Genomic DNA, 26,317 nt, shown 5'->3' on the forward strand with positions numbered 1-26,317 from the left:
CCAAGGAAAGCAAACTGACCAGAGATTAAGGCGGGCAAACGCCGGCATGACGAGAACGTCGGGGCAGACAAAAAGTTCCGCGCTCCCGGAACGGACTGTTACTGTCGTGCGTCGTCAGGCCCTGAACACCGCAACACGTAGGTCCACGCCGTGAAGCTCTTCGTCTGTCAGGTCTGCACGAACATCCTGTACTTCGAGAATCGGAGCTGCGGGCGCTGTGGCCATCAGCTCGCCTTCATGCCGGAGCGCCAGATCCTGTCGGCGATCGAGCCGGCGGAGGAGGGCTTTCGGACGCTCGCCGACCACGGGACGGGGCGCTTCTTCTGCGCCAATGCCGAGCACGACGCCTGCAACTGGCTGCTCGAGACCGGCGAGACCGCAGGCTTCTGCCGCGCCTGCCGGCACAACGGCACCATTCCCAATCTGTCCGATCCCGCGCAGCTCGCGGGATGGCGCGAGCTGGAGGTGGCCAAGCACCGACTGTTCTACTCGCTGATCCGATGGAAGCTCCCTGTGAAGACACGGATCGAGGACCCCGATCACGGGCTGATCTTCAACTTCCTCGCCGATGACCCCGCCGGCCAGCAGAAGGTCATGACCGGCCACGACAACGGCCTCGTCACCATCGCCCTCGCAGAGGCCGACGACTTCGAGCGCGAGCGGCGCCGGCTCGAGATGGACGAGCCATACCGGACCTTGCTCGGCCATTTCCGTCACGAGGTCGGACACTATTTCTGGGACGTGCTGGTGCGCGACGCTGGCAAGCTCGACGAATGCCGGGCCGTGTTCGGCGACGATACCCAGGACTACGGCGAGGCGCTGAGGCGGCACTACGATCAGGGGCCGCCGGTGGACTGGCAGGACAATTTCGTTTCGGCCTACGCCACCACGCATCCGTGGGAGGATTTTGCCGAGACCTGGGCGCACTACCTCCACATCGTCGATACGCTGGAGATGGCCTCTGAGTTCGGCATCGAGATCGACCCGCCGGCCGACCAGATCGGCGGGCTGACGGCGCGTGTCACCTTCGATCCGTACGTCGCGGAGGACTTCGACACCATCGTCAACGCCTGGCTGCCATTCACCTTCGCCATGAACAGCGTCGCACGGGCGATGGGCGCGCGCGATCTCTATCCATTCATCCTGACGCCGCCGGTCATCGGCAAGCTCGGCTTCGTCCACCATCTGGTGCGGCAGGGCGCACAGCAAGAGTCTGTCGCTCTGGCTCCCGAAAAGCCACAGGCCGAGCCGCAGCAGGAAGAGATCGGGGTGGCGTGATCCGCCTTGACTCCTTCGAACATAAAGTGAACATGGCGGCGTGACCGGAGCGAGGACCGTCATCGCGCATGCCCAGATCGCAATCCAAGACCGATGCCGCGGACACCGAAGACCTCGCGCTGGACGCCGCCGTGGACCAGGCCATTGCTGCCTGCGGGGGCGATCCGCGGGCGGCCATTCGTGCCCTGATCGTTGCGAACGATTTTCTCGAGACCGAGGTCGGCGAGCTGATGAAGGCGGTGTCGCACGCCTATGCCCGCGGACGTTTCCACAGCTATTCCGGCTGACGGCAAGGGACGCGGCTGGCATGCCTCGCCGGACGGCAGGGGCGGGACGAGAGGCGGGTTGCGCGCGGGCGATTTTGGTATAGACGAACCGGTCAAGCTCGCGGTGTTACGCCTGTGCCACGAGCGGGGAGCCCGCCCAAAGGTATCAAGCAAGAAATGTTCAAAACCATTCTGATCGCGAACCGCGGCGAGATCGCCTGCCGGGTCATCAAGACCGCCCGCCGCATGGGAATCCGGACCGTTGCGGTCTATTCGGAAGCCGACCGCGATGCGCTTCATGTCGAGATGGCCGATGATGCCGTGCTGATCGGCCCGCCCGCCGCCGCCGAGAGCTATCTCCTGATCGATCGCATCGTCGAGGCCTGCCGCAAGACCGGCGCCGAGGCGGTGCATCCGGGCTACGGCTTCCTGTCCGAGCGCGAGGCGTTTCCGCGGGCGCTGGCCGAGGCTGGCATCGTCTTCATCGGCCCCAACCCCGGCGCCATCGCCGCGATGGGCGACAAGATCGAATCGAAGAAGGCAGCCGCCAAAGCCAACGTGTCGACCGTGCCCGGCTTCCTCGGCGTCATCGAGGACGACAGGCACGCGGTGCGCATCGCCGACGAGATCGGCTATCCCGTGATGATCAAGGCCTCCGCCGGCGGCGGCGGCAAGGGCATGCGCATCGCGCATTCGACCGCCGAGGTGACCGAGGGCTTCAACCTCGCCAAGGCCGAGGCCAAGGCCTCGTTCGGCGACGACCGCGTCTTCATCGAGAAGTTCATCATCGATCCCCGCCACATCGAGATCCAGGTGCTCGGTGACAAGCATGGCAACGTGATCTATCTCGGCGAGCGCGAGTGCTCGATCCAGCGCCGCAACCAGAAGGTCATCGAGGAGGCGCCGTCGCCGCTGCTCGACGAGGAGACAAGGCGCAAGATGGGCGAGCAGGCGGTCGCGCTCGCCAAGGCCGTGAACTACGACTCCGCTGGCACCGTGGAGTTCGTCGCCGGCCAGGACAAGAGCTTCTATTTCCTGGAGATGAACACCCGCCTGCAGGTCGAGCATCCGGTGACCGAGCTCGTCACCGGCATCGATCTCGTCGAGCAGATGATCTGCGTCGCCGCCGGCGAGAAGCTCGCGCTTGCGCAGAAGGACGTCGCGCTGACCGGCTGGGCGGTGGAGTCGCGCGTCTATGCGGAAGATCCGTTCCGCAGCTTCCTGCCGTCGATCGGGCGCCTCGTGAAGTATCGCCCGCCGGCCGAGAGCAAGGCGGACGGCATCACCGTGCGCAACGACACCGGCGTGCAGGAGGGCGGCGAGATCTCGATCTACTACGATCCGATGATCGCCAAGCTGGTCACCCATGCGCCATCGCGGGCTGCCGCGATCGAGGCGCAGTCGACCGCGCTCGACGCCTTCTATGTCGACGGCATCCGCCACAACATCCCGTTCCTGTCGGCGCTGATGAACCATCCGCGCTGGCGCGAGGGCCGGCTGTCGACCGGTTTCATCGCCGAGGAGTTTCCGAAGGGCTTTGCCGCGCGTGCGCCGGAAGGCGAGATCGCGCGCCGGCTGGCGGCGGTGGGTGCTGCGATCGACCACGTGCTCGGCGAGCGCAAGCGGCAGATCTCGCAGCAGATGATCGGCCGGCCTGTGAGGCGGCAGGGCCGCCGCGCGGTGTGGCTCGGGCGTGACGAGATCCTGCTCGACATCACCAGGGAGAACGGCGCGATCACGGTCCGCTTCGTCGGGGCCGACGGCAAGGTCGGCGCGGCGCATCAGTTGGTGTCGGACTGGAAACCGGGCGACGCGGTCTGGCACGGCACCATCGATGGCGCTGCCATCGCGGTGCAGACGCGCCTCATTGCGAACGGCGTGCGGCTCGCGCATCAGGGCGTCGAGGCGCCGGTCTACGTCTACACGGAAGCCGAGGCGACCGCGGCGCGGCTGATGCCGGTCGTCGCCGCCGGCGACAGCGGCAAGAAGCTGTTGTGCCCGATGCCCGGCCTCGTGGTCTCGATCGCCGTGACCGAAGGGCAGGAGGTCAAGGCCGGCGAGACGCTCGCCGTGGTCGAAGCCATGAAGATGCAGAACGTGCTGCGCGCCGAGCAGGACGGTACGGTGAAGAAGATCCACGCGACAGCCGGCGCTACGCTTGCGGTGGACGCGCTGATCTTGGAGTTTGCGTAAGCAGCAGTCATCGTCATTGCGAGCGCAGCGACGCAATCCAGAGCTCGACAGATAGCTCTGGAATGCTTCGTCGCTTCGCTCCTCGCAATGACGGGAAAGAGGGGGCGAGGATGACCTTCCGTGCACGCAGAGAGGCGCTCCGTGCGATCCTCGCCGGCGATCGCTGCATCCATCCGGGCTCGGTGTACGACGCGATCTCGATCCGCATCGCCGAAGATCTCGGCTTTGAGCTCGGCATGTTCGGCGGTTCGGCTGCCTCGCTCGCCGTCCTCGGCGATCCCGACATCGCGCTGATCACGTTGACCGAGTTGGCGGAGCAGATGCGGCGGATGTCGCGCGCCGCCGCGCTGCCGGTGCTGGTCGATGCCGATCACGGCTATGGCAATGCGATGAACGTGCGCCGCACGGTGCAGGAGCTGGAGGCGGCCGGTGCCGCGGGTCTCACCATCGAGGATACGCTGCTGCCGCAGGCTTTTGGCGAGGCGAAGCCGCAGTTGATCTCGCTTGCCGAAGGGGTCGGCAAGGTGAGGGCAGCGCTCGACGGCCGAGGCGATCCCGCGCTGGTCATTCTGGGGCGAACCGGGGCCGTCTCCATCGCCTCGCTCGACGACGCCATCGCGCGCGCCAAGGCCTACGAGGCCTGCGGCGTCGACGGCCTGTTCTTCACCGGCATCACCTCGCGTCATCAGCTCGATGCAATTGCGGCAGTCACCACATTGCCGATCGTGCTCGGTGGCGCGCCGGAGGAGATGTCCGATCTCGGCTATCTCGCCTCGCGCCGCGTCCGCGTCGCGCTGCAGGGCCATGCACCGATCGCGGCAGCGACGCAGGCGGTGTATGAGACGCTGAAGGCGCTGCGCGAGGGCGCCTCACCGAAGCAGCTCAAGGGGCTGCCGTCGGCCGAGCTGACCGCGCGCGTCATGCGCGATGGCGACGTGAAGAAGAGGCTTCGCGAGTTCCTGGGGCTTGGTTCATGATCGGTCGCGCCATCGTCCACGTCACGGTCCGCGGCCGCGTCCAGGGCGTCGGCTACCGCGCCTGGGTCGAGGACCAGGCCATCCTCAACGGGCTCGAAGGCTGGGTCCGCAACCGCAGCGACCGCAGCGTCGAGGCGGTCTTCGCCGGTCCCGCCGATGACGTCGCGGCGATGGTCACGGCCTGCCGCAAAGGGCCGCCGGCTGCGCGTGTCGACGACGTGATCGACGTCGCCGGGACGGTCGATCAGCTCGCATTGCGTCGGCCCGGCGAATCGTTCTCGGTGCTGCAGACGGCGTAGTCGTCTTCCGTTGCCGACTACCGATCGTGCACATTTGTCGGCTTCCTGTTCTGGACGGCTTTGGTCCTGCTGCGGGTGCATTTCACCCGCGGTGCACCGTAGAGCGGCCGCTGTTGCTCACGCCGCGGAGATCACCAGCGCCTGTATGCGGCCCTCGATCGGTCCGTCGCCGAACCGGCGCGCCAGCGCGTCCGCGGCCGCCTGCGTGACGGCTGCGAGGCCGGGCGTGCCGCGCGCTTCGATCTCGCCGCGCATCGGCGTGCCCTGGCAGAACGCCATTGCCGACTGATGTGGCGAGGCGGCGCGGCTGCGATGTGCAACCGTCTCGATCACGATATCGGTGAAGCCCGCTGCTGTCAGATCGGCCTCGATCCGCCCGGTGTCGTAGTAGCCGTGCGGAGTCCGGGTGAAGAACTGCGGCGGGTTTTCGGGGAACACCTGCTGCAACGTCTCGTGAACGACGTGAGGGATTTCGTTCTCCTCGATCCGGTCCCAGACATTGAAGACGAAACGTCCTCCGGGCCTGAGCACGCGGCGGGCCTCAGCATAACCCTTGACGCGATCGGGGAAGAACATCGCGCCGAACTGACATGCGACGGCATCGAAGCTCGCGTCGGCAAAGGGCAGGGCCAGCGCATCCGCTTGACGAAATGCGATGCGGCTCTCGGTGGCGAGATGCGTCTTCGCCTGTGCGAGCATCGGCTCGTTGAGGTCGGTGGCGGTGATCCGGACCTCCGGCGGCAGTTGCGCGTGCAGCGCCCTCGTGACCACGCCGGTGCCCGCCGCCGTCTCCAGCACGTCGCGCGGCAGGCAGGCCGCGATGCGCCGCGCAAGATCCTGCGCGTAGGGCACGAAGATCAAGGGCACCAGCAGTTGATCGTAGATCTGCGGGATCGATCCGGTGAAAGCCTTGTCGGATGCCGTCATGGCTTGCTCCTGTTGCAGATGGGGCAGGCGGGGATCAGGCGGTCTCGGCGCGCGCAAAATGGGCGCTGTAACATCCGTCTTGCCGGCCACCCGCCCGGTTCAAATAAGACGCCCTTGACATTCACTCTCTGCGGTCAGATATTTCTGTTATGACAGAAACACCAGGCAATCGGAAGCTTCCGCCCGCCGTCGAGCGCTTCATCCTCAACTGGGGCGACATGGGCGACCAGTGGGGCGTGAACCGCTCGGTGAGCCAGATCCACGGCCTGCTGTATCTCGCCGAGAAGCCGATGACGGCGGAGGACATCGCCGACACGCTCGGCATGGCCCGTTCCAATGTCTCGAACTCGCTGAAGGAGCTGCTCGCCTGGGGCTTGATCCGGCGCGTGCCGATCCTCGGCGACCGCCGCGATCATTTCGAGGCCGAGACCGACATCTGGGAGGTAGCGCAGCGGATCGCGGCCGGCCGCAAGGAACGCGAGATCGATCCGGCCATCGCGGCGCTGCGCGCCTGCGTCGCGGAAGCGACCGGCGATCCCACGATCAGCGCGGTCGCAGCCAAGCGTCTGAAAGACATGCTGGCGTTCACCGAGCTGATCGACCGCTGGTACGTGCAGATGCTGAAGGTGCCGCGGCCGCGTCTCGTCGCGCTGATCAAGCTCGGCGAGAAGATTGCAAATCTGTTGCCGTCGGGAAGGTCCAGGTCCGGCAGCGCTTGAGGAGAGTGGAGGGCGTCATGGTCACCATGCGACATCTCGGACTTTCAACGCCCTCCAGCGCCCGGCTCCATGATGATCACAGGTTCCGCGCGCTGCTGTCCGCCGAAGACTGGGGACGACTGCCGGTGTCGATCTGGCGCCGCTTCTCCAAGAAACTCGCCGATGGCGCCACCGTCGTCTATGTCGGCGAGGTCGATCAGGCCGAGATCAGCCGTGCCGGCTTCTGGTTCGCGCATCTGGCACGGGTGATCGGCGGGCCGCTGCCGACGCGCGCGGACATCGGTGTGCCGATGATCGTCGCGGTGACGGAGGACGCGGCGAGAGGCGGCCAGATCTGGACGCGCATCTGCGGGCGCCCGCATGGCTTCCCGCAGGTGATCCATTCCGCCAAGCGCTTCGCCGGTCCGACGGGACTCGAGGAGTATCTCGGCTGGGGCCTCAGCATGAGCCTGCGCGTCGGCGTCGCCGATGGCGCGCTTCATTTCCATGGCGCCGGCTACACGTTCGACTTCGCCGGCCGGCGCTGGGCGTTGCCGGCATGGCTCGCGCCCGGCGACCTCACCGTCACCCATTCCGATCTCGGCAGCGGCGTCTTTCGCTTCTCGCTCGAGATCACCCACCCGCGCTTCGGGCGCATCATCCGCCAGAGCGCCGTGTTCCGGGAGTCCACACCATGACGCCGCTGCTCTGGTCCCTGATCGCGCTCCAGATCGTGATGGGCGTGTTCGACACCTTCTATCACCATGAGTTCACCGAGCGCCTGGCGTGGCGGCCGTCGCAGCAGGGCGAGCTCAAGCTGCACGGTATCCGCAACGTGCTCTATGCGCTGCTGTTCGCCGTCCTCGGCTGGTGCGAGGTGCATGGATTGTTCGCAATCCTCGTGCTCGCGGTGCTCGTGGCCGAGATCGCCATCACCTTGACCGATTTCGTCGAGGAGGATCTGACGCGCAGGCTGCCACCGAGCGAGCGTATCAATCACACGCTGCTCGCCATCAACTACGGCGCGATCCTGATGCTGCTGGTGCCGCTGCTGATCGGCTGGGCGATGTGGCCTTCGGCAATCGTGCCGGCCTATGCCGGCGTGCTGAGCTGGATTGCGGCTGCCGCCGCGGCTGGCGCAGGCCTATGCGGTCTGCGCGACTTCGCCGCGGCGCGGCGCCTCGCGCGGATGTCACGGCCGGATGCCGCTGGGCTGGTCGCGGCGCTGCCGGCGGCGCAGACCATTCTCATCACCGGTGCGACCGGCTTCATCGGCGCGCGGCTGGCGGCCAGTCTCGCCGCGGCCGGCCATCATGTCGTCGCCCTGGTGCGCGACCCGGCCAAGGCCGCAATGTTGCCGGCGCCGCTGACCTTGATCACCGGTCTCGATCAGCTCGCCTCCGACATCCGCATCGACGCGATCGTCAATCTCGCCGGCGAGCCGATCGGCAACGCACCGTGGACGGCGGCCAAGCGCGCGACGATCCTGCAGTCGCGGCTGGCTACGACGGAAGCCGTCGTCTCTCTGATTGCGCGGCTCGACCGCAAGCCGAGGGTATTGGTCAACGGCTCGGCGATCGGCTGGTACGGCCTGTGGCAGGACCAGCCGCTGACCGAATCCGCCAAGTCGCATGCCTGCTTCAGTCATGACCTCTGCGACGCCTGGGAGCAGGCGGCTCGCGGTGCCGAAGCACATGGCGTCCGCGTCGCATTGCTGCGGATCGGTCTCGTCGTCGGCCGCGACGGCGGCTTCCTGGCGCGGATGCTGACGCCGTTCGAATTCGGCCTGGGCGGGCCATTCGGCTCCGGCCTGCAATGGATGTCCTGGATCGAGCGCGACGACCTGATCCGGCTGATCGCGCATGTCGTTGCGACCGACAGCATCACCGGTCCCATCAACGCGACGGCGCCGCTGCCAGTGCGCAACCTCGCCTTCGCCGCCGAGCTCGCGCGCTGCCTGCGGCGCCCGGCGCTGCTGCGCGTTCCCGCCGGCCTGCTGCGCCGGATCGGCGGCGACCTCGCCGAGGAGCTTTTGCTCGGCGGCCAGCGCGTGGTGCCGAACAAGGCGTTGTCGAGCGGTTTCGTGTTCCGCCATCAGAGCCTGCGCAGCGCGCTCGAAGCCATCCTGTGAGCGGCCGAAAGCGTCACGATTGCTCGGCGCGCGTCATCGTCGCCGATGGCAACTCGCCGAACGTGGCGCGATAGTAGCGGGCGAAGTGTCCGGCATTGGCAAAGTTGCAGGCGGCGGCCGCCGCCGCAACCGTGACGGCCGGATCGCCGGACCGCAGCATCTCGTGGGCGCGCCGCAGGCGCACCGACTTGGCAAAGGCCATCGGCGAATAGCCGCGCACGCGCTCGAACAGACGGAAGATCGAGCGGGCGCTGACGCCGGCTTCGCGCGCAAGGCGCTCGATCGTGATCGGCTCGCGCCAGTTGGCCTCGATGTAATCTTCGAGCCGCTTGACCAGGCCGAAATCCGGCATCGGAGAGGGATCCAGGAGCGTGTCGCGGAAACGATGACGGCTCGCGCAGAGGAAGGCGACATGCACCGCATCCTCCAGCTCGCGATAGACCGCAGCGGGGAACGCCGCATCCTGCTCGTTCAGCTGGGTCGTCAGGAAATCGAGCAGCCGCATCAGGCTGCGGGCCTGCGGATCGGCGGCCGGAATGGCGGGGGCGATCGCAAAGTCGGCGCGCGGCTGCACGCCGACCAGCGCCGTCAGGCGCCGCCGCAGCGCTTGCGGATCGAGCCGCAAAGTGAGGCGTCGATGGCCACCCTGGCACGCCATCTGCCATGGCACGCCAGCCGGCGCGACTGCGAGCTGATGCTCGTTGACGTCGGTCGCCTCGCCGCGGGCGCAACTGACCGCGCGTCCCTTCAGGGCGATCTGCACCCTGATGAAGTCGGCCGCACGATGGTCGCAGACCATGTCGCAGGTCGTGGTGCCAAAGGCGAGGCCGATGGTCTCGAGTTCGATCAGGTTGACGATCGCCTCGAAGCGCTCAGCGTTCCTGAAGTCGACGCGCTCGGCGCCGAGCCGGCGCCCCGCGAGGTCGCGCAGCACGTCGGCGTTGGAGGTTCGGATCAGCGCGTGGCGATGTAAAGGTTCGAGGCCGGTCGCGCCGGTCGAGGCCGGGCTCGGCTTTGCTGGGGCGCTGACGAGGTCAGCTGCGGTCAAGAGACGGTTCAAGCCGCTGCTCCTGAGCTCCGATCATCAACCCATGCTACATCAGGCTCCGCGGGCGTCAATTACTTCGACATCGCGGCGCTTCGGAAGGCCGCGGCCAGCGTGCGCAAGGCCGCGCGCTTGGCCGCGTCTCCTGCCTTTGCATGCAGCATCACCTTGGAACGGCCGAGCTTGGGCAGGCCGAGATCCGGTCCGACATCGATCAGTCCGCTCGGCGCGATCCGGCGGGCCAGCGGCGCAACCGCAAGACCGGCGCGCGCGGCCGCCGCAACGGCCGTCACCCCGCCGCCGACGAACGTCTCGCTGAAGCTGATTCGGGCGCGCTCGAGAGCGCGGACCGCGATGCTGCGCACGCCGCAGGGCGGCGCGAGCGTGGCGAGCGGCAGCGTGCCGCCCGCCGGCAGACGAAATCTGGGAGCTGCGAACCAGCCGAACTCGTCCGTGATCAACGCCTCGCCACCGCGGCGGCTCGCCTCCTGGCGGACGATCACGGCGTCGAGCTTGCCGGCATCGTAGCGGTCGAGCAGGTCGCGCGAGAAGCCGATGCTGACCGACAGGACGAGGTCCGCCGTGGCAGCATGGAGCTGCTCGAGCATCGGCACCAGCTCGGGGCCGGTGACGTGATCGCTGATCCCCAACGACAGCAGCGGCCGGATGCTGGGGGCTCCGGTGAGCGCGAGGTCATGCGCGGTAACCAGCGCGCGGGCGTTCTCGGCGAAAGCCGCGCCGTCGGCGGTGAGCCGGACCGCGCGCGGCGAACGCTCGACCAGCCGCTTTCCGAGCAGCGCTTCCAGTCGCTGCAGCTTCAGGCTGACCGCGGCCTGGGTGGTGCCGAGCGTCTCGGCCGCCCGCGTGAAGCTGTGCAGCTCGCTCACCAGCAGAAAGGCGCGGACGGTCGCGATGTCGAGCGTGGCGGTCATATGCGTCTGTTATCATTGATATCCATATCGATAACGTACCAAAATGGGCGGCGTGGGGCTAGCTTTGCTCTCGAAGCGCAGTCACGCGCTCGAGATCGGGAGCCAAAAATGCCATTGATCAACATCGTCTATGCCAGCCAGCGTCGCTCGCCCGCGCTGAAGAAGGACATTGCGGACGCCGTCACCGAACTGACCGCACGCATCCTGCGCAAGGATCCCAAGGTCACCGCCGTCATCGTCTCGGAAGCGGATGCCGCGGACTGGTTCGCCGGCGGCGCCGCGCTGGCGGAGCAGGGGCTTTCAAGCTATTGGATCGACGTTCACGTCAGCGAGGGCACCAATACCAAGGACGAGAAGGCCGCCTATCTCGCCGCGGTGTTCGCGCGCATGGCCGAGCTGATCGGACCGCTGCATCACGAGACCTACCTTCATGTCGACGAGGTCAAGGCGGATGCCTACGGCTTCGGTGGCTTGAGCCAGGAGCGCCGCTATGTCGCGGCGAAGCTCGGGGTGCCGCCGCAGCAGGGCGCTGCGTGAGCTCATGCCGTCTCCGGCTGCGCGACGCTGACGGCGCCGAACACGCTCTCGAACGCCTGCCGGAACGCGATGTCGACATCGGCGAGCGTCACCGGCAGGCCGAGATCGACCAGGCTGGTGACGCCGTAGCGCGGATCGGTCACGCCGCAGGGCACGATGGCCTGAAAGTGCGACAGGTCCGGCTCGACATTGATGGCGATGCCGTGAAAGGTGACCCAGCGCTTCAGCCGCACGCCGATCGCGGCGATCTTGTCCTCATGGCCCTCGCCCTTGTCGGGCCGTTTGACCCAGACACCGACGCGATCCTCGCGCCGCTCGCCGCGCACGTTGAAGGCGTCGAGGGTGCGGATGATCGTCTCCTCGAGCGCGGCGACATAGGCGCGTACGTCGGGGCGCCGCCGCTTGAGGTCGAGCATGACATAGGCCACCCGCTGGCCGGGCCCATGATAGGTGACCTGGCCGCCACGGCCGGTCGGCACCAGCGGAAAGCGCGGATCGCGCAGGTCTTCCGCCTTGCCCGACGTACCGGAGGTGTAGACCGGCGGGTGTTCGAGCAGCCAGACCATCTCCGCGGCCTCGTTGGCGGCGATCGCCGCCGCCCGCGCCTCCATGAATTCGGTGGCCTGGGCGTAGTCGACCAGCGAATCGGAGATGCACCACGCCACGGCGTTGCCGGGCGGGCCCGCAAAGGTGGTCAGGTCGAGTGTTTGGCGGCTGTTAACCATTGGCTAACCACAACATGGTGATGTCTGGGCAACGAAAATCCAGTCGTGACTTCGGTGGTCCTGCAGTGTCAACCCTCGATAAAGTGACAGTCGACCTGATGGTCGTTCTCGGCACCTGCTCCATGCCCATCCACCAGGTTCTGCGCCTGTCCCGCGGCGCCATCATCGAGCTGGACGCCACCGAGGCTGATGACGTCAAGGTGCTCGCCAACAACCTGCCGATCGCCAACGGGGTCGTGCTGGTCGACCGCAACCGCATCGCGGTCGAGGTCAAGCAGATGCTGCCGCGCTCGCCGACGCCGACGTCGCGATAGCAGCCCGGGCGGCGCGAAAACCATCCACAATCCGGTATTTTAGGGCAGGGCGGGCCTTGTCCCCCCGACATCGATTTGATACACGGGCGCCACTGATCCGGTGCCGCCCTTCCTCTGGCCCCGGCTTCTTCTTCGCGCTCGTGGCGGAATTGGTAGACGCGCTGCCTTGAGGTGGCAGTGGGTAACACCGTGGGGGTTCGAGTCCCTCCGAGCGCACCATAAATCCTCGTTTAATCCTTGAAATCCTTGAGCTTTTTTCTGTCTGTTGCTCGGGAATGTTGCCGATCGTTCCCGCGGGGCGTTGCTGTCCTGTTTTCTGCGACGGGCTTGAGAAAATCCTCCGATGACAGGCTCTGGTCGAACGCGACCACCTCGTCCATTCCGCTGATGCCAGGCTTCTCACGGTTGGCTTGGGCGATGTCGTGAGCCGGCATTTCGGGGTCTCGATGCTGGTACACGACGCGCCGACGAAGGGCCGTTCTTCGGCTACCCGTTTGCTTTCCGCGGCAAGAAGGCGTTGGTGCTGAAGGTCCGGTTCTGTGACGGCAATGGGGGGCGTCTGTTCACCAAACGCATCGACCAGGGCGGCTTCGTGTGGCGCTGCGGGCACCAGTCATGTCACGATGAGCTTGGATCACCCTTCTTTCGAAGTGCGAGCTTCAGGGCGACGCCCCCAATTCTCGAATCCTCGATCCATAGTCGGCCATCATAGAGACTGGTCAGGTCGCGGGCAATCGCCAGACCGAGCCCAGTGCCCGGCTTCGCGTCGTCAAGTCTCGTGCCCACGTCGAATACGCGCATTCGCTCTTCGACTGGAATGCCGGGCCCGTCGTCCTCCACCGTGATCAAGACGGTGCTGTCGAGATCCTCGATCGAAATCACGACGCGGTCATGTGCCCATTTTGCCGCATTGTCGAGCAGGTTGCCGATGAGTTCGGTCAGATCGTTCGTATCGCAGGCAACGACGACGTCGGCTGCTCCTTCGACTTCGAACCGCCGGTCGTGCCCCGGGCTGAATCGCGAGTAGGTATTGATGACGCTCCTCAAGACGTCTGCGACGACCGCAAACGCACCTGCATTCGCGATCGTGGAGGCCTTTGCGCGCGCCGTCTGGTAGTTGATGAGCAGCGCCATTCGCGAGCACTGCTCCGACAGAATCTGAGCGTGGCTCTCCTGGCCGGATGCTTTCAGCCGTGCTGCCTCCTCGTCGAGAATTGCCAGAGGCGTCTTCAGCGCGTGTGCAAAACTTCCTGCGAGCACGCGAGCGCGATCGACCATGATGAGATTTGCCGCAATCATTCCGTTCAACTCGGTGACGAGCGGCATGATTTCCTCCGGCAGGTCCTCGGGCAGCCGCGTGGTCTTGCCGCTGCGCACGTCCACGATGGCGCGACTCATGCGCTGGAGTGGCCGCAGGCCGTAAACGACTTGAGCGTAGGCGGTGCCAACCATGGCGAGGGCCATGATACCCAGCGTCGCGATCAGCGTCAGATTGAGGTGCTGCATCTCGTCACTGATCAGTCGCTCGTCGGCACCGACACGGATTTCGACGGGTTGCCCGAGCCGAGACGGCTCGCTGATGTTTCGGACCATGCGCATCGGCCCAGTCGGTCCCTCCACATTCGTAAGCGCCGTGGAGGGAGGCAGGGAACCCTCGCGAGTCTGATCGGGCGTGAATGAAAGAAAAAGGTCATCCTGTAGCGACGGCGAACGCGCGGTTTCGCCGTTCTGCAGGATGACCTGCCAATACATTCCGGACCTGGCAGGGGAGAAACGCGGATCGCTCAGATTGCGGGCGATGAATAGCCGCTGCGTTGCGTCGATTTCCACGAGGTCGGCGAGCTCGCGGGCGTGATCCAGGAGGTCATGATCGAAGTGGGCCACGACGACACGGCGAATGACGATCGAGAGTCCGAGCCCGCTGGCGAACAAGACGATGGAAATCCAGATCGCGGCGACCACGATCATGCGGGCTCGGAAGTTGCGGCTGAACATTGCTCTATCCGAAGCGATATCCCATGCCTCTGACGGTGCGAATGCAATCACGCCCCAGCTTTCTCCTGAGCCGGGCAATGTAGACTTCGACCGTATTGGAGTCGCGATGGTCGCTGCTCGGATAGATGTGCTCCAGTAGCTCGGTCTGCGACACGATATGATCGGCGCGGCGCATGAGGAGCTCGAGGACGCGCAACTCGAGTGCAGTCAGGTCGACGATCTGCCCGTCCTTCTTGACCAGGCCAGCCGCCGCGTTGAATTCGATCTGCCGGAGGCGGAGCACGGCCTCCGGTCTGCTAGAGACGCGACGGAGCAGCGATTTGACCCGCGCGACCAGCTCCTGCGCCTTGAAGGGCTTTTCGAGATAGTCGTCCGCGCCAGCGTTCAGGCCGTTGACACGCTCGGCCCAGCCGCTGCGGGCCGACAGGATCAGCACCGGCAGCGTGTGCCCGGTATGACGCCAGCGTTGCAGCACGTCGAGGCCCGAAATGCACGGCAGGCCGAGGTCGAGGACCGCGGCATCATAGGGCTGGCTGTTGCCCAGCATCCAGCCCTGCTTGCCATCGGTGGCGAGATCCGCCTCGAAACCGGCATCGGCCAAGCTTTCCCTGATGCGCTCCGCGTAGACGGGCTCGTCCTCTATGAGCAGAATGCGCATTGCCATTCCTCCGGTTGCCGAACGGGTTCCGACGATGATGACACGCGGATCGGGCCCTCGAACGTTATGGATTGATTCCGAGCTCTCTGGCTGCGTCAGCTATGCGCGTGCGCTCCGGGACGTCCTCCGCGAAGACCGACAGTGCGCGTTGCAGCGACTGTTTCGCCGCTTCGACCTCGCCCAGCACGACCCGCGAGCGGATCAACTTGATCCAGCCTTCTACATCGCGCGGTGATTGTTCGAGGCGGCTCGCAAGGCCATCCACCATGCCGCGGATCATGAGGTTGCGGTCCTGTGTGGACATGCTTTCGGCCTTGCGGATGTCCTCGGCGCGGGGGCCGCGCGGCTCCGCCGGCTCGGTCGCGGCGGTCTTGCCGGAGCGCAGGAGCTCCTGCATGCGCTCGGCGGACAGGTTCGGTCGGGCAGGCGATGGTGAGCCGTCATCCTCCCCGAGTTCGCGACGAAGCGCGCCGAGCCGCTGCTTGAGATCGGGCAGCCACGGCTCGTTCGGATCGGCCTCCGATACGATCGCCGTCCAGTCGGCCATCGCACCCCGTTTGTCGCCCTCCTGCTCTTTCACGACGCCGATGAAGAAGCGGGCGCGCGCGTCCTTGGGATCCAGTTTGAGTGCTTCGTCGAAATCCGCGCGGGCTTCGGACGTGACGGTGCCGTCCGCGGCCCGCACCAGCGCTTCGCCGCGTGCGCTGCGGTATTCGGCCGAGCCCGGCCGCAGCTCCATTGCGCGCGCATAGGCCTGTGCCGCCTCGGCAAAGCGCTCGATGTTGAACAGCGACCAGCCCAGCAGCCGCCATCCGTCGGCGTCCTTGGGATTCCGCTCCAGTCTGGTCTGCACACGCTGGATCATCTCTTCGACCGGCGGCAGTCCGCTGCCCTGCTGCGGTCGGTCGCGACCGTCCTGGCTGGTCATCTGCTCCAGCGAGGCAATGGCCCGGGTGCCGGCGTCGGATCGCGCCTCGCCAACCGACCTCGCCGTCGTGCTGCTGGCGGTCTGGCCCGGCGCGGCTGCGGGGACATCCGGATTTCCGATGACCGCGTACAGGATGACGGAGCCGAACACCACCGTCATCGTGACGACGGCGAGCGCAAATTTTCGTTCGGAGCTGGTGAGGGAGGGCGCCGGCGGCTGTTCGGCGGCGGCTGCGGCGAGAATGCGCCGCTTGATCTCGCTGGCCGCGTTCTCGCCATCCGACTTGTCGATCAGGCCCCGTGCGGTTTCGTTCTCGATCTCGCGGAGCTGGTCGTGGTGGACGGCAAGTCCCTGAGCCGAAGCCAACCGTCTCCGCTCGTAGTTGCGGATGAAGGGCGTCGATATCAGCACGGCGGCCACGGAAATCATCGCCGTCAGGATCAGCCATAGCATCATGAAAGGCTCCGTCGATCGAGGATCGCCTCGATGGCTTTGAGTTCGTCGGCGCTGAGCGGAGCGACGTGCTCCGCTCCGAGCGCGGTCGCATTGGCTGCCGCGCGGCGCACGTAGCGGCCGAAGCCGACGATGGCCGCCAGCAGCGCCAGGAGCGGGCCGATCCACAGCGGGATCGTATTCCACTGCAAGGGAGGCTTGAGCAGGACGAAGTTGCCGTAGCGTGCGACCAGGAAGTCCACCGCCTGCCGGTCGCTGTCGCCGGCCTGCAGGCGGTCGCGCAGCAGAACCCTCAGATCATGCGCCAATGGAGCGTTCGAATCGTCGATGCTTTGATTCTGACAAACGACGCAGCGCAACTCCTGGCCCAGCGCGCGCGCACGGGCCTCCAGCCCCTCATCCCGCAGCATTTCGTCCGGAAGCACCGCACGGGACGGCGACAAGGTCGCCGTCAGCACGAGCGAGCTGACGAGCAGCGCTCCGGTTAATCCCTTCATCCGCCGGCAGCTCATGACTCGCTCCTGAGTGCCTTCAGCAGAGGTTCGAAATCGTCACGCCATACATCTTCGGTCAGCGGGCCGGGATAGCGGTAGCGGATGCGGCCGGCCCGATCGATCACGAAGGTTTCGGGAACGCCGGTCACGCCGAGGTCGATGCCGGCCCGGCCGGACTCATCGGAGCCGACACGGGCATAGGGACTGCCATGCTTGGCAAGCCAGCGTTTGCCGTCGTTCCGATCGTCCTTCCAGTTCAGTCCGTAGATCGGGATGGCGGAGCTCTCCGCGAGCTTGAGCAGCATCGGGTGCTCGACGCGGCATCCGGGACACCAGGATGCGAACACGTTGAGCAGGACCACATCGCCCTGCAGATCGGTACTGGCAAGACCGCCGCCCTTGCCGTCGAGCGACGCGAGCTGGAAGCGCGGCGTCGGCTTGTCGATCAGGGTCGAGGGCATTCGCCGCGGATCGTTGGTCAGGCTGAAAGCCAATCCAGCGGCCAGTGCGGCGAAGGCCACGAGAGGTATGAGATAGGGTAGGCGCGGCATATCTCGTCCTATTCAGCAGGAACGGCAGTCGGTACAGCCCGCATCGCCCGTCGCGGAGCACCGACACGAAATCTCCGGTCGGCCAGCGAGATGAAGCCGCCGCAAGCCATCATCAGCGCGCCGATCCAGACCAGCGGCACCAGAGGGTGATAGTAGCAGCGCACCGCCCACGCGCCTTTGTCGTCGGGGTCGCCGAGCGTCACGTAGAGGTTCCAGATCAGGTTGGTTCGAATGCCGGCGGCGGTCGTCTGCTGCTGTCTGACGGGATAGAAGCGGCGCTCGCTGGAAAGCTGCGTGAACGGCTTTCCGTTCCGCGTGATGTCGAACGAGCCACGCTCGGCTTCGTAGTTGGGGCCCGGAAATTTTCCGATCGAGCGCAACTTGATGTCATAGCCCGCGAGCTGCAGGCTCTGGCCCGGCCGCAGCATCTGCACCTTCTCGGAGGCCCACGCGGTCATCCCGGTAATGCCTGCGACGGTGACGCCCATTCCCGCATGGGCCAGCACCAGGCCGTAGACCGCGAGCGGGGTGGTGCGCGCGAGGTTGAGCGAGGTCGCCAAGGGAGTCGTCGTGCCGAGGCGGACGCGATGAGCCAGCACCATCAACGAGCCGATCACGAGCCAGACGGCGATGCCGAAGAAGAATGCGACCAGGAAACGCTGTCCGAACGTCGCGACGAGGATTGCGACGGTGACGAATGCCGCAAGCCCCCCGGCCAGACGGAGCCGTTGCAGCGCCGCAACGAGGAGATCGCGCTTCCATTTCAGAGCCGGGCCGATCACCATGGCAAGCAGCAGCGGAACCATGATCGGAACGAACGTCAAGTTGTAGTAGGGAGGGCCGACCGAGATCTTGTCGTTCCCGAGCATGTCGACGAGGAGCGGGTAGAACGTGCCGAGAAACACGGTGGCCACGGCTGCCGTGAGCAGCACATTGTTGAGGACGAGGCCGCTCTCGCGGCTGACCGCTGCAAACAGCGCGCCGTGCTTCAGGCTTGGCGCCCGGATCGCATACAGCGTCAATGCCACGCCGGTCGCCACCAGGATCAGCGCCAGGATGAATGCGCCACGCGACGGGTCCTGTGCGAAGGCATGAACGCTGGTGAGCACGCCGGACCTCACCAGGAAAGTCCCGATCAGGCTCAATGAGAAGGTCACGATCCCCAGCAGGATCGTCCAGCTCTGGAGGGCGCTCCGACGCTCGACCACAAGGGCGGAATGCAGCAGCGCAGTCCCCGCAAGCCACGGCATGAAGGATGCGTTCTCGACGGGGTCCCAGAACCACCAGCCGCCCCAGCCGAGCGTGTAGTACGCCCATGCGCTGCCCAGCGTGATTCCAATCGTGAGAAAGCACCAGGCGGCGAGCACCCACGGTCGAACCCAGCGGGCCCAGCTGGCATCGACCTTTCCCTCGATCAACGCGGCGACCGAGAACGAGAACGCCATCGAGAAGCCGACGTAACCCAGGTACAGAAATGGTGGATGAAAGGCGAGGCCGGGATCCTGCAGAATCGGATTCAGTCCGTTGCCTTCGAGGGGAGCATCGACCAGCCGCGCGAACGGATTCGAGGTCGAGACGATGAACGCCAGAAAGCCGAGACCGATCATGCCGTGCACGCCGAGAACGTTGCTCTGCAGCCGCTCGGGAAGGTTCGTTCCGAACAATGCTACCGCCGCGCCGAACAAGGAGAGGATCAGGACCCACAGCAGCATGGATCCCTCATGGTTTCCCCAGACTCCGGAGACCTTGTAGAGCAGCGGCTTCAGCGTGTGCGAGTTCGCTGCGACGACCTGGACTGAAAAGTCGGAGTGGACGAACAGCGACGTCAGGCACGCGAATGCGATCGCGACGAAGAGAAACTGAGTCAGGGCAGCGTGACGAACGAAGCCGGCGATCATCGCGGATTGGCGACGCAGCGCTGCGAACGGAACGATCGACTGTACCAGCGACACGATGAGCGCGAGAATGAGCGCAAACGATCCGGCCTCCGCTGTCATGTAGTATCTCCGACTGCAGCGGATATTCCTGCAGCTAACTATCAAGTGTCTGTGATGCGTCGACAATCAATGCGCCGAATGAGGCATCATTCGTACGGAATGATGATGATCCATCGACGCGCATCGTCGTGAAATTGCAACTCATTCTCACTCGCTGCCGGAGATCGGTATCACCGGTCGTCTCGGCACCGAGCGTTGTGTTCGTTGGTAAATAGCGGTCGAATCGTCTGCGGCGCCATGGAACAGCGAACGCTGCGTCGACCGCATGATGGGCAGGAAGGCGAAACGAGATCGGCTGCTATTCCAGAAGCTTGGCAATATCGCTGTGACCGCTGGCGGCGGCGATGTCCGTGGCACGTTCGCGCCGCTTGTTCCTCAATTGCTTTTCGGCGCCGGCGGCGAGAAGGCTCTGCGCAATGCCGATGTCTCCCTCATGGGCCGCCATCATCAACGCGCTCATGCCCTGGCCGTTGCGCGCGTTCGGATCGGCCTTGCGCCTGAGAAGTTCACCGACGACATCGGCAAGGCCGGCGCGCGCAGCGAGGATGAGAGCGGTATTTCCGCCTCTTGTCGCGCGTTTCGGATCGGCGCCGTGGTCCAACAGAAGCAGCGAGGCCGCGGCGCTGCGGCCTTCGATTGCATTCAGCAACGGCGTCTTGTCGTCGGCGTCAGCGCGGTTGACGTCCGCACCTGCGCGGATCAGTTGTCCGATCGCTTGCGTATTGCCATTGCCGGCCGCGTGCCAAAGTGCGGTGCGGCCCTGCCCATCGGCGGCGTTGAGGTCGGATCTCTGAACGAGTTGCCGATCGAGCGGGCCATTGGTGCACGACGCGACCGCGATCATGAGTGGGGTCCGGCCGTCTGCCAACGGAGGCAGGCTGCCGGAAGCGCCGTCGAGGAGCGCGGCGATAGCGGCACCATTGCAGCGGCTGAGTGCCATCAGTAGTGCAGTCGCGCCATCCGCACGCGCTGCAGATGGGTCGGCCGCCTTTGTCAGCAGCAATTTGATGATGTCTCCATGATCCTTGTCCGCTGCCAGCATCAACGGCGTGTCGCCGCGCCGGTTGCCGGTGTTCGGGTTGGCTCCCGAGGCGAGCAGGAGCTCCACCAGCCGAAGATGCCCGGCGGCCGCGGCGATCGCCAGAGGCGTATCGCCGTCCTGGTTGACCGCGTTGACGTCAGCCTTCGCAGCGATGAGCTGGCGCATCGGATCGAGCTGGCCGCGCAGGGCAGCGTCGATGATGGCCGGATGGCCGTTTCGCATTGCGGCCTGCGCATCGAGCGTCGGCGCGGGCCTGCGCGCAGTTTCCCGCTCCGGCTCCCTGGCGCGCGGGCGCGCGTTTCGATTGGCCGTATCGGCCAGCAACTGCTCGGCGGGCTGATAACCGGCCGCAGCCGATTTACGCAGCCAATCCCGCGCCCGGTCGGGATCGGCGGGCGTTCCGCGTCCTGCGAGCCACATCGCTGCGACATTGTACTGTGCCTTGACGTGTCCTTTCCTTGCACTTGCCTCCATCCATTTGAACGCCAGCGCGTCGTCTGATTTGGTGCCGAGGCCGGCGCGGTAGAGTGATGCAAGGCGGTACTGCGCCTCTGGATCCCCGGCGATGGCCGCGCGCTCGAGCAGCTTCAGTGCTTCCTCGGGACGTCCGGCCCGGATTGCCGCGTCCGCAGCCTGGCTCGTGCCGGGGACTTCGGAGCTCGCGCCCGCTGGATTGCCGCCCAGCACCGCCGTGTCGCCGGCCAGGGCGACCGATGGTACGGTCAAGCTGACGAGACAGATCAGCGGGAGGATGACAGGAGAGGATTTATGCCGTGCCATACTTCGTCTCGACCTCGATACCCATGCTCTTCAGGAACGCCGTCGGCAGAATGCCGCCGACGCACACGATGACGGCATCGTTTCGGATCGTGCTCGTCCTACCATCGGCATCGATCTCGACGTCGTCACCGCCAACTCGTTTGACTGACGAATTGTACATGACGTGGAGCCGTCCCGATTGGGCGGCTGCTTCCGTCCGTTGACGGTTCTTCAGTTTGGCGCGACTGAACGAGTCGCTGCGATGGGAGAGAGTCACCGTCGTTCCGGGCTCGTCGGCGATGGAGCAGGCGGCTTCCAGCGCGGCGTCGCCGCCACCGACGACGAGCACGTGCTGGCCGCGATACTGTTCGGGGTCGATCAGTCGATAGACGACCTTGGTCTGCTCTTCGCCCGGGACGTCCAGCTTGCGCGGTGTTCCGCGTCGTCCGATTGCCAAGAGCACCGCATGCGTTCTGTAGCTGCTGCAGTTCGTCTTGACGTCGAAGCCATCGCCGACGCGGGCGACCGCTTCGACGCGCTCGCCGACGTTCACCTTGAGGCGGGACTTGTGCACGATGCTCATGAAGAACTCGATCAGCTGCTCCTTGCTGAGCTCTCTGAAGTTGAATTTACCTGCGAGCGGCAGCGTGAAGGGAGCGGTCATCACCAGCTTGCCGCGGGGGAAGTGCGCGACGGTGCCGCCGAGCGAGTCCTGTTCGAGGGTGACGAAGCGCAGCCGATGCTGCAGGCAGGCGAGACTGGCGGAGAGTCCGGCCGGACCGCAGCCGACGATCACGACGTCGAGCATGTCCGACTTGCCGATGTTCTTGATCTTGCGGACGGAGTCGATCGCCTGGCGTCCCTGCTCGATGGCGTTCCGGACCAGCCCCATCCCGCCGAGCTCTCCCGCGATGAAGATGCCGGGCACATTGGTCTGAAACGCCTCGTCCACGTTCGGAATGTCAATGCCGCGCGTTTCGGTGCCAAACACCAGCGTGATGGCATTCACGGGACACACCGCCTTGCAGGCGCCGTGTCCAATGCAATGCGATGGCTCGACGAGCGCCGCCTTGCCGCCGATCAGGCCGAGAATGTCGCCCTCCGGACACGCCCTGACGCATGAGCCACAGCCGATGCACAAGGCAGGATCGATGATGGGGTGGAGCGACGCCGGTTCGAGAAGACCGGCGTCCTTGGCGGCCGAGAGCTTCGCGACGCTCTTTATTTCTTTACGCTTGCGCACGGCCATGTAGGTGGCCCAGACGCCGAGCATCGGCGCGGCGTAGACGATCAGGAGATCGAGCGCCATGTCCTCTCTTTCCCCTTCTTAAGTCCTGACAGTAGGCGGCAGCAGGTGCCGGCTGTGGTGGCCGCCCGGAAAGGTCGGCCGCATCGCTAGATGCAAATTCGTCTCAACAGATGCCGACATAGAAATTCCAGAATGATTTGTAGTTTTGCGGACAAGGAGTAGTTCATTCGTTGAACAGATGCCGTCGGCGGAAATATGGCTCGCACTGATCTCACACGAATGATGTCAGTGCCGGAGGACGCAACAGTTATTTGCAAGTGGTTATCAGGAAGGAATCTCTCGACTGAGATCCGGAGATCCGCAGGCAAGCCGGACATTCGCCCATCCGGCATTTGGGTTTCACAGGAAGCGTCGAGAACATGAGCAGAACAGCAGTCGTTCGCGCGAACGGCGATCCTCTTCGAGGAACCATCCCGGTCATCGTCACACTTCTCGTTGTCGCAGCGATCGGCATCGGATGGCTGCAGAAGGAGGAGGAGTATATTACGCCGGGATCGGGGACCGGCTACTGGCTCGGAATATACGGCAGCGTCGCGATGCTATCGTTGCTGGCCTATTCGATGCGCAAGCGCTTCAAGTCGCTCCGCGGGATCGGCTCGGTGCCATTCTGGTTCAAAACGCACATGCTGCTGGGCGTCGTTGGCCCCGTGCTGATCCTGTTTCATGCCAACTTCAAGCTGGGAGCACTCAACAGCAACGTGGCATTCTTTGCCATGTTGATCGTTGCGATCAGCGGCGTGATCGGCCGGTATATCTACGGCAAGATCCACATGGGTCTTCATGGTGGAAGGGCGCGCATCAAGGAGCTGCTTGCGGAAGCCGAGGCGATGAGGATGGAGCTCGGTCAGGAGATGCAGGCAGCGTCATTCGTGTCGCGGGAGTTGGCTGCCTTCAGCAAGGGGCTCGACAACAGGGTGCCGCGAACTGCGCTGGGGAGCCTGCGGACGGGGGCGATCATCGCGGCGCGGACGAGGCGGCTGCGTGCCAACGTGGTTGCGGAAGCGCGCCGGCTCATTCGCGCCGAAGCCAAGCGTGCGCGATGGTCGTGGTTCGAGCGGCGACGGCGCGAGAAGCGAATCGAAGAAGTCGTGCGGAGGTACACCGCTGCGGTGCGGAAGGCCGCAGAACTGACATTTTTCGAACGGCTATTTTCGCTGTGGCACGTTCTGCATCTGCCGCTGTTTTTTCTCATGCTGCTGGCGGGTTTCGTTCATGTCTGGGCCGTCCATCACTATTGACGGAGTTTCGTGATGAGGTGGCGCCTAGTGGCGGTTGTCGCTGTCATGGTCGGTGTTGCGCTGCTGTCGGCCGGGCTTCGAGCGCAGACGTTGCTTGAAAAACTGGTTATGCCGGGCCCGCTGGCCGAGAAGCATGCCAAGCTCGAAAGCGAATGCGGAAAGTGCCACGAAGCCTTCACGCGGAAGGCGCAGTCGGGCCTCTGCCTCGATTGCCACAAGGAGATTGCAGTCGATCGCAGGCAGCATGAGCGCCTGCATGGACGCGAGCAGGCGGCGCTGACCCAGGAATGCAGGCAGTGTCACACCGACCACAAGGGGCGTGGAACCGACATCGTCCAGCTCGACAAGGAAACATTCAACCACGACATGACGAACTACAGGCTGGTCGATGCGCACAAGAACGTTCCTTGTGCTGGATGTCATGTCGCGAAGGTGAAGTTCCGCAACACGCCCTCGACCTGCTTCGAGTGTCACAAGGCGCTCGATCCTCATCGCGGCCGGCTCGGTGAGCGCTGCGAGAACTGCCACACGGCGGTGAAGTGGCGCGCGACCAAGGAATTCGATCACACGAAGACCAGGTTTCCCCTCGTGGGCGCCCACAAGTCGGTCGCTTGTGCAACGTGCCACTCCGGCCAGCAATACAAGGATCTGCAGACGTCGTGCGGCTCATGCCACCGTCTTCAAGACGTCCATGCCGGCCGCTTCGGCGACAAGTGCGAGACGTGTCACGATCAGGAGAAGTGGAAGACGGTCCGCTTCAATCACGACAAGACCCGCTTCCCGTTGCGAAATGCGCATGCCAAGGTGAAGTGTGAGAGCTGCCATACGGGTGATCTCTATCGGGACAAGCTCGCGACGTCATGCGTGTCCTGTCACCGCAAGCAGGACCCGCATCAGGGTAAGCTCGGCGAACGTTGCGAGACCTGCCATAGCGATGCGGGCTGGCGGAAGAGGCTCTCCTTCGATCACGAGATTACGCGTTTTCCGTTGATAGGTCTGCACAAGTCGGTGCCTTGCGAGGAGTGCCACCGGACGCCGACCTACAAGAATACGCCGATGGCCTGTGAGAGCTGCCACAAGGATTTCCACCAGGGGAAGCTCGGAGGACGGTGCGCCAGTTGTCACAATCCGAATGGGTGGCGGCTGTGGCGCTTTGATCACGCGCGGCAGACACGATTCCCGCTGGTTGGTGTCCACCAGAAGATCACATGCGAGGCCTGCCACAAGGCCAAGTCGCCGCCGGATCTGAAGTTGCCGATGGATTGCTTCAGCTGTCATCGCAGCTCGGACGTGCACAATGGCACCTTCGGTCAGACGTGCGAGCGCTGCCATGTCGCAACGGGATGGCGCAACGTTCAGATCAGGAACTGATTCGGACGGCTGCGCTGGCGCATCGGTCGTCCGACATCGTGTCGAGCTGACATCGGCTCGCAGCAGCTATCAGTTCGCCTGCAGATCAACGGTTTGCGCGATGCGCTTGCGAGAACCTCGTGAGCGAAGGACGCCAGAAACATTACCACCCATTCAGCTTGAGTTCAGCTTGGCCCAGTTTTGGGCCAGCTTTGCCGGTCTATGAAGCCCTGTGTTGGGCGTGACGCTGCGTGTTCCGGCTGATGACTTGGTCGCCGCCGATCAACGTAGCGCTCGATTGAAGGGACCGGGGGCGTTCCGAGTGTTCGGTAGCTGGGAAGGCATGCTGCCGGGCCGTTTGGGGAGGAAATCCGCAGGAGTGTCTTGGGTTTGTTGGGGCGACCGGCGAGCAGCGGGCCGCTCAAGGGTTTCGGCTGGATTCGGGGTGACCGGTCTCCGTTGAATATTCGGATGGCGATCGAGTCGAGAGTGAAGATCGGGAGTTTGAGTTGAGCAGCTGCTACAGCAAGCGGGGGCTGTTGGCGCAAGCATCGCACTATGTGGTGCGGTGGTTGCTTGCCGGTATGCTGCTCGCTCTGGCGCTGGCAGGGCACGCTGCTGCGCAGAGTTCATTCGATCATGTCTCGACCGGGTTTCCGCTGACCGGAAGCCACGTTGGAGTGGAGTGCTCGTCCTGCCACGTCGGTGGGCGGTTCAAGGGCACGCAGACGCAGTGCGCCAGTTGCCACAACGGCGCTCAGACGGCCGGCATGTCGGTCAACCATCCGATGACCACGAGGCGCTGTGAGAGCTGCCATCAGACTTCGACATGGAAGGACGTTCGGGCGATCGATCATACCCAGGCGAAAGCGTCGTGTACGACCTGCCACAACGGCGTGATGGCACGGGGCAAGTCGAAGAACCACATCACGACGGCGGCGCCATGCGATGTGTGCCACAGGTCGACGGCGAGTTTCCGCATCAGAATGAAGATGGACCACGCCGGCATCGTCGCCGGTTGCGCCAGCTGCCACAACGGGACGACGGCGCGCGGCAAGTCCAGCAATCATCTCCAGACCAATCTGCCGTGCGAGTCCTGTCACACTAGCACGGCCAGCTTCGGTGGCGCGGCGTTCAAGCATGCGGCCACCGACACCAACTGCGCGACCTGCCACAACGGCAAGACCGCGATGGGCATGACGACGCCGCCGCACATCCCGA

General features: G+C 65.0%; 25 protein-coding genes, 1 tRNA gene and 2 pseudogenes. 15 read left to right on the forward strand and 13 right to left on the reverse strand.

All coding sequences use genetic code 11. The features are described from left to right. Positions 1-150: 150 nt before the first annotated feature. The 5 genes from QX126_RS11230 to QX126_RS11250 all read left to right on the forward strand — a co-directional run bounded on the left by QX126_RS11230 (position 151) and on the right by QX126_RS11250 (position 5,013). The gene (locus QX126_RS11230; protein WP_315780948.1) at positions 151-1,278 is read left to right on the forward strand and encodes a putative zinc-binding peptidase; all 1,128 of its coding nucleotides are present in this window, start codon (positions 151-153) and stop codon (positions 1,276-1,278) included. 68 nt (positions 1,279-1,346) lie between these two features. Next, on the forward strand, positions 1,347-1,565 hold the full coding sequence (locus QX126_RS11235) for a hypothetical protein (protein WP_315737681.1): 219 nt from the start codon (positions 1,347-1,349) through the stop codon (positions 1,563-1,565). Between the two features lie 156 nt (positions 1,566-1,721). Next, entirely contained in the window at positions 1,722-3,737 is a 2,016-nt protein-coding gene (locus tag QX126_RS11240) for an acetyl/propionyl/methylcrotonyl-CoA carboxylase subunit alpha (protein ID WP_315780950.1), read from the forward strand. A 110-nt stretch (positions 3,738-3,847) separates the two neighbouring features. Beyond that, positions 3,848-4,714 (forward strand): isocitrate lyase/PEP mutase family protein, encoded by an 867-nt coding sequence (locus QX126_RS11245; RefSeq protein WP_315780952.1) that lies wholly within the window; start codon positions 3,848-3,850, stop codon positions 4,712-4,714. Next, complete coding sequence (locus QX126_RS11250; RefSeq protein ID WP_315737684.1) at positions 4,711-5,013, forward strand: acylphosphatase; 303 nt, start codon at positions 4,711-4,713, stop codon at positions 5,011-5,013. The genes QX126_RS11245 and QX126_RS11250 overlap by 4 nt, the downstream gene beginning before the upstream one ends. A gap of 117 nt (positions 5,014-5,130) precedes the next feature. Here the strand turns inward: QX126_RS11250 and QX126_RS11255 are convergent, their stop codons facing one another. Next, positions 5,131-5,940, reverse strand: coding sequence for a class I SAM-dependent methyltransferase (locus QX126_RS11255; RefSeq protein ID WP_315776566.1), 810 nt, complete (start codon positions 5,938-5,940; stop codon positions 5,131-5,133). Between the two features lie 149 nt (positions 5,941-6,089). On the opposite strand from QX126_RS11255, the gene QX126_RS11260 reads away from it, so the two are divergent. From QX126_RS11260 to QX126_RS11270, 3 genes are read left to right on the forward strand one after another with little or no spacing between them, the layout of a single operon-like run. After that, on the forward strand, positions 6,090-6,659 hold the full coding sequence (locus QX126_RS11260) for a GbsR/MarR family transcriptional regulator (protein ID WP_315780954.1): 570 nt from the start codon (positions 6,090-6,092) through the stop codon (positions 6,657-6,659). A gap of 17 nt (positions 6,660-6,676) precedes the next feature. Continuing rightward, entirely contained in the window at positions 6,677-7,336 is a 660-nt protein-coding gene (locus tag QX126_RS11265) for a DUF4166 domain-containing protein (RefSeq protein ID WP_315780956.1), read from the forward strand. After that, complete coding sequence (locus tag QX126_RS11270; RefSeq protein ID WP_315780958.1) at positions 7,333-8,769, forward strand: TIGR01777 family oxidoreductase; 1,437 nt, start codon at positions 7,333-7,335, stop codon at positions 8,767-8,769. The genes QX126_RS11265 and QX126_RS11270 overlap by 4 nt, the downstream gene beginning before the upstream one ends. A 13-nt stretch (positions 8,770-8,782) precedes the next feature. On the opposite strand, the gene QX126_RS11275 is transcribed toward QX126_RS11270, so the two are convergent. Next, positions 8,783-9,829 (reverse strand): AraC family transcriptional regulator, encoded by a 1,047-nt coding sequence (locus tag QX126_RS11275; protein WP_315780961.1) that lies wholly within the window; start codon positions 9,827-9,829, stop codon positions 8,783-8,785. A 59-nt stretch (positions 9,830-9,888) separates the two neighbouring features. Continuing rightward, positions 9,889-10,746, reverse strand: coding sequence for a LysR family transcriptional regulator (locus QX126_RS11280; RefSeq protein WP_315780964.1), 858 nt, complete (start codon positions 10,744-10,746; stop codon positions 9,889-9,891). A 108-nt stretch (positions 10,747-10,854) separates the two neighbouring features. Here QX126_RS11280 and QX126_RS11285 point away from each other — a divergent pair, with 108 nt between their 5' ends. Continuing rightward, complete coding sequence (locus QX126_RS11285; RefSeq protein WP_315774009.1) at positions 10,855-11,283, forward strand: 4-oxalocrotonate tautomerase family protein; 429 nt, start codon at positions 10,855-10,857, stop codon at positions 11,281-11,283. 2 nt (positions 11,284-11,285) lie between these two features. On the opposite strand, the gene lipB is transcribed toward QX126_RS11285, so the two are convergent. Then, positions 11,286-12,008 (reverse strand): lipoyl(octanoyl) transferase LipB, encoded by a 723-nt coding sequence (gene lipB / locus QX126_RS11290; protein WP_315737691.1) that lies wholly within the window; start codon positions 12,006-12,008, stop codon positions 11,286-11,288. A gap of 20 nt (positions 12,009-12,028) precedes the next feature. On the opposite strand from lipB, the gene QX126_RS11295 reads away from it, so the two are divergent. Further along, positions 12,029-12,322, forward strand: a complete 294-nt coding sequence (locus QX126_RS11295; RefSeq protein ID WP_409997775.1) for a FliM/FliN family flagellar motor switch protein — start codon at positions 12,029-12,031, stop codon at positions 12,320-12,322. Positions 12,323-12,456: 134 nt separating this feature from the next. Next, a tRNA-Leu gene (locus QX126_RS11300) sits at positions 12,457-12,541 on the forward strand. An 11-nt stretch (positions 12,542-12,552) separates the two neighbouring features. Here QX126_RS11300 and QX126_RS11305 read toward each other — a convergent pair. Continuing rightward, positions 12,553-12,756 (reverse strand): hypothetical protein, encoded by a 204-nt coding sequence (locus QX126_RS11305; RefSeq protein ID WP_315780965.1) that lies wholly within the window; start codon positions 12,754-12,756, stop codon positions 12,553-12,555. Positions 12,757-12,800: 44 nt separating this feature from the next. Between QX126_RS11305 and QX126_RS33560 the strand changes: the two are divergent. Further along, a pseudogene (locus QX126_RS33560) lies at positions 12,801-13,034 on the forward strand (hypothetical protein); the annotation flags it as partial. Here QX126_RS33560 and QX126_RS11310 read toward each other — a convergent pair. The 8 genes from QX126_RS11310 to QX126_RS11345 all read right to left on the reverse strand — a co-directional run bounded on the left by QX126_RS11310 (position 12,941) and on the right by QX126_RS11345 (position 22,448). Next, entirely contained in the window at positions 12,941-14,317 is a 1,377-nt protein-coding gene (locus tag QX126_RS11310) for a HAMP domain-containing sensor histidine kinase (RefSeq protein WP_315780967.1), read from the reverse strand. The pseudogene QX126_RS33560 and the gene QX126_RS11310 sit on opposite strands and share 94 nt — an antisense overlap. A 4-nt stretch (positions 14,318-14,321) precedes the next feature. After that, complete coding sequence (locus tag QX126_RS11315) at positions 14,322-14,975, reverse strand: response regulator transcription factor (RefSeq protein WP_315737693.1); 654 nt, start codon at positions 14,973-14,975, stop codon at positions 14,322-14,324. 64 nt (positions 14,976-15,039) lie between these two features. Then, positions 15,040-16,359 carry a c-type cytochrome biogenesis protein CcmI gene (ccmI, locus tag QX126_RS11320; protein WP_315780969.1) on the reverse strand — a complete coding sequence of 440 codons (1,320 nt, stop codon included), beginning with the start codon at positions 16,357-16,359 and terminating at the stop codon, positions 15,040-15,042. Further along, positions 16,356-16,868, reverse strand: a complete 513-nt coding sequence (locus QX126_RS11325) for a cytochrome c-type biogenesis protein (RefSeq protein WP_315737695.1) — start codon at positions 16,866-16,868, stop codon at positions 16,356-16,358. Before QX126_RS11325 ends, ccmI begins: the two co-directional genes overlap by 4 nt. Further along, entirely contained in the window at positions 16,865-17,401 is a 537-nt protein-coding gene (locus QX126_RS11330; RefSeq protein WP_315737696.1) for a DsbE family thiol:disulfide interchange protein, read from the reverse strand. Before QX126_RS11330 ends, QX126_RS11325 begins: the two co-directional genes overlap by 4 nt. An 8-nt stretch (positions 17,402-17,409) precedes the next feature. Further along, on the reverse strand, positions 17,410-19,398 hold the full coding sequence (locus tag QX126_RS11335) for a heme lyase CcmF/NrfE family subunit (protein ID WP_315780971.1): 1,989 nt from the start codon (positions 19,396-19,398) through the stop codon (positions 17,410-17,412). Positions 19,399-19,696: 298 nt separating this feature from the next. Beyond that, positions 19,697-21,220: an ankyrin repeat domain-containing protein gene (locus QX126_RS11340; protein WP_315737698.1), complete on the reverse strand. Its 1,524-nt coding sequence runs from the start codon at positions 21,218-21,220 to the stop codon at positions 19,697-19,699. Then, positions 21,207-22,448, reverse strand: coding sequence for an NAD(P)-binding domain-containing protein (locus QX126_RS11345; protein WP_315780973.1), 1,242 nt, complete (start codon positions 22,446-22,448; stop codon positions 21,207-21,209). Before QX126_RS11345 ends, QX126_RS11340 begins: the two co-directional genes overlap by 14 nt. Positions 22,449-22,840: 392 nt before the next feature. On the opposite strand from QX126_RS11345, the gene QX126_RS11350 reads away from it, so the two are divergent. The 3 genes and pseudogenes from QX126_RS11350 to QX126_RS11360 all read left to right on the forward strand — a co-directional run. Further along, positions 22,841-23,746: a pyridine nucleotide-disulfide oxidoreductase gene (locus QX126_RS11350; RefSeq protein WP_315737700.1), complete on the forward strand. Its 906-nt coding sequence runs from the start codon at positions 22,841-22,843 to the stop codon at positions 23,744-23,746. Between the two features lie 12 nt (positions 23,747-23,758). Further along, positions 23,759-25,117 carry a cytochrome c3 family protein gene (locus QX126_RS11355; RefSeq protein ID WP_315780975.1) on the forward strand — a complete coding sequence of 453 codons (1,359 nt, stop codon included), beginning with the start codon at positions 23,759-23,761 and terminating at the stop codon, positions 25,115-25,117. 488 nt (positions 25,118-25,605) lie between these two features. After that, positions 25,606-26,317, forward strand: a pseudogene (locus QX126_RS11360) (hypothetical protein); the annotation flags it as partial.

It is taken from the genome of Bradyrhizobium sp. SZCCHNPS1003 (assembly GCF_032381555.1).
GTDB lineage: Bacteria > Pseudomonadota > Alphaproteobacteria > Rhizobiales > Xanthobacteraceae > Bradyrhizobium.

Coding starts and splice junctions, on each gene's coding strand:
- QX126_RS11260 (WP_315780954.1), top strand. CDS start 6,090: ATGACAGAAACACCAGGCAATCGGAAGCTTCCGCCCGCCGTCGAGCGC.
- QX126_RS11355 (WP_315780975.1), top strand. CDS start 23,759: ATGAGGTGGCGCCTAGTGGCGGTTGTCGCTGTCATGGTCGGTGTTGCG.
- QX126_RS11310 (WP_315780967.1), bottom strand. CDS start 14,317: ATGTTCAGCCGCAACTTCCGAGCCCGCATGATCGTGGTCGCCGCGATC.
- QX126_RS11235 (WP_315737681.1), top strand. CDS start 1,347: ATGCCCAGATCGCAATCCAAGACCGATGCCGCGGACACCGAAGACCTC.
- QX126_RS11285 (WP_315774009.1), top strand. CDS start 10,855: ATGCCATTGATCAACATCGTCTATGCCAGCCAGCGTCGCTCGCCCGCG.
- QX126_RS11340 (WP_315737698.1), bottom strand. CDS start 21,220: ATGGCACGGCATAAATCCTCTCCTGTCATCCTCCCGCTGATCTGTCTC.
- QX126_RS11345 (WP_315780973.1), bottom strand. CDS start 22,448: ATGGCCGTGCGCAAGCGTAAAGAAATAAAGAGCGTCGCGAAGCTCTCG.
- QX126_RS11255 (WP_315776566.1), bottom strand. CDS start 5,940: ATGACGGCATCCGACAAGGCTTTCACCGGATCGATCCCGCAGATCTAC.
- QX126_RS11330 (WP_315737696.1), bottom strand. CDS start 17,401: ATGCCGCGCCTACCCTATCTCATACCTCTCGTGGCCTTCGCCGCACTG.
- QX126_RS11305 (WP_315780965.1), bottom strand. CDS start 12,756: ATGCCGGCTCACGACATCGCCCAAGCCAACCGTGAGAAGCCTGGCATC.
- QX126_RS11270 (WP_315780958.1), top strand. CDS start 7,333: ATGACGCCGCTGCTCTGGTCCCTGATCGCGCTCCAGATCGTGATGGGC.
- QX126_RS11315 (WP_315737693.1), bottom strand. CDS start 14,975: ATGCGCATTCTGCTCATAGAGGACGAGCCCGTCTACGCGGAGCGCATC.
- QX126_RS11245 (WP_315780952.1), top strand. CDS start 3,848: ATGACCTTCCGTGCACGCAGAGAGGCGCTCCGTGCGATCCTCGCCGGC.
- ccmI (WP_315780969.1), bottom strand. CDS start 16,359: ATGATGCTATGGCTGATCCTGACGGCGATGATTTCCGTGGCCGCCGTG.
- QX126_RS11280 (WP_315780964.1), bottom strand. CDS start 10,746: ATGACCGCCACGCTCGACATCGCGACCGTCCGCGCCTTTCTGCTGGTG.
- QX126_RS11295 (WP_409997775.1), top strand. CDS start 12,029: ATGTCTGGGCAACGAAAATCCAGTCGTGACTTCGGTGGTCCTGCAGTG.
- lipB (WP_315737691.1), bottom strand. CDS start 12,008: ATGGTTAACAGCCGCCAAACACTCGACCTGACCACCTTTGCGGGCCCG.
- QX126_RS11265 (WP_315780956.1), top strand. CDS start 6,677: ATGGTCACCATGCGACATCTCGGACTTTCAACGCCCTCCAGCGCCCGG.
- QX126_RS11240 (WP_315780950.1), top strand. CDS start 1,722: ATGTTCAAAACCATTCTGATCGCGAACCGCGGCGAGATCGCCTGCCGG.
- QX126_RS11325 (WP_315737695.1), bottom strand. CDS start 16,868: ATGAGCTGCCGGCGGATGAAGGGATTAACCGGAGCGCTGCTCGTCAGC.
- QX126_RS11250 (WP_315737684.1), top strand. CDS start 4,711: ATGATCGGTCGCGCCATCGTCCACGTCACGGTCCGCGGCCGCGTCCAG.
- QX126_RS11335 (WP_315780971.1), bottom strand. CDS start 19,398: ATGACAGCGGAGGCCGGATCGTTTGCGCTCATTCTCGCGCTCATCGTG.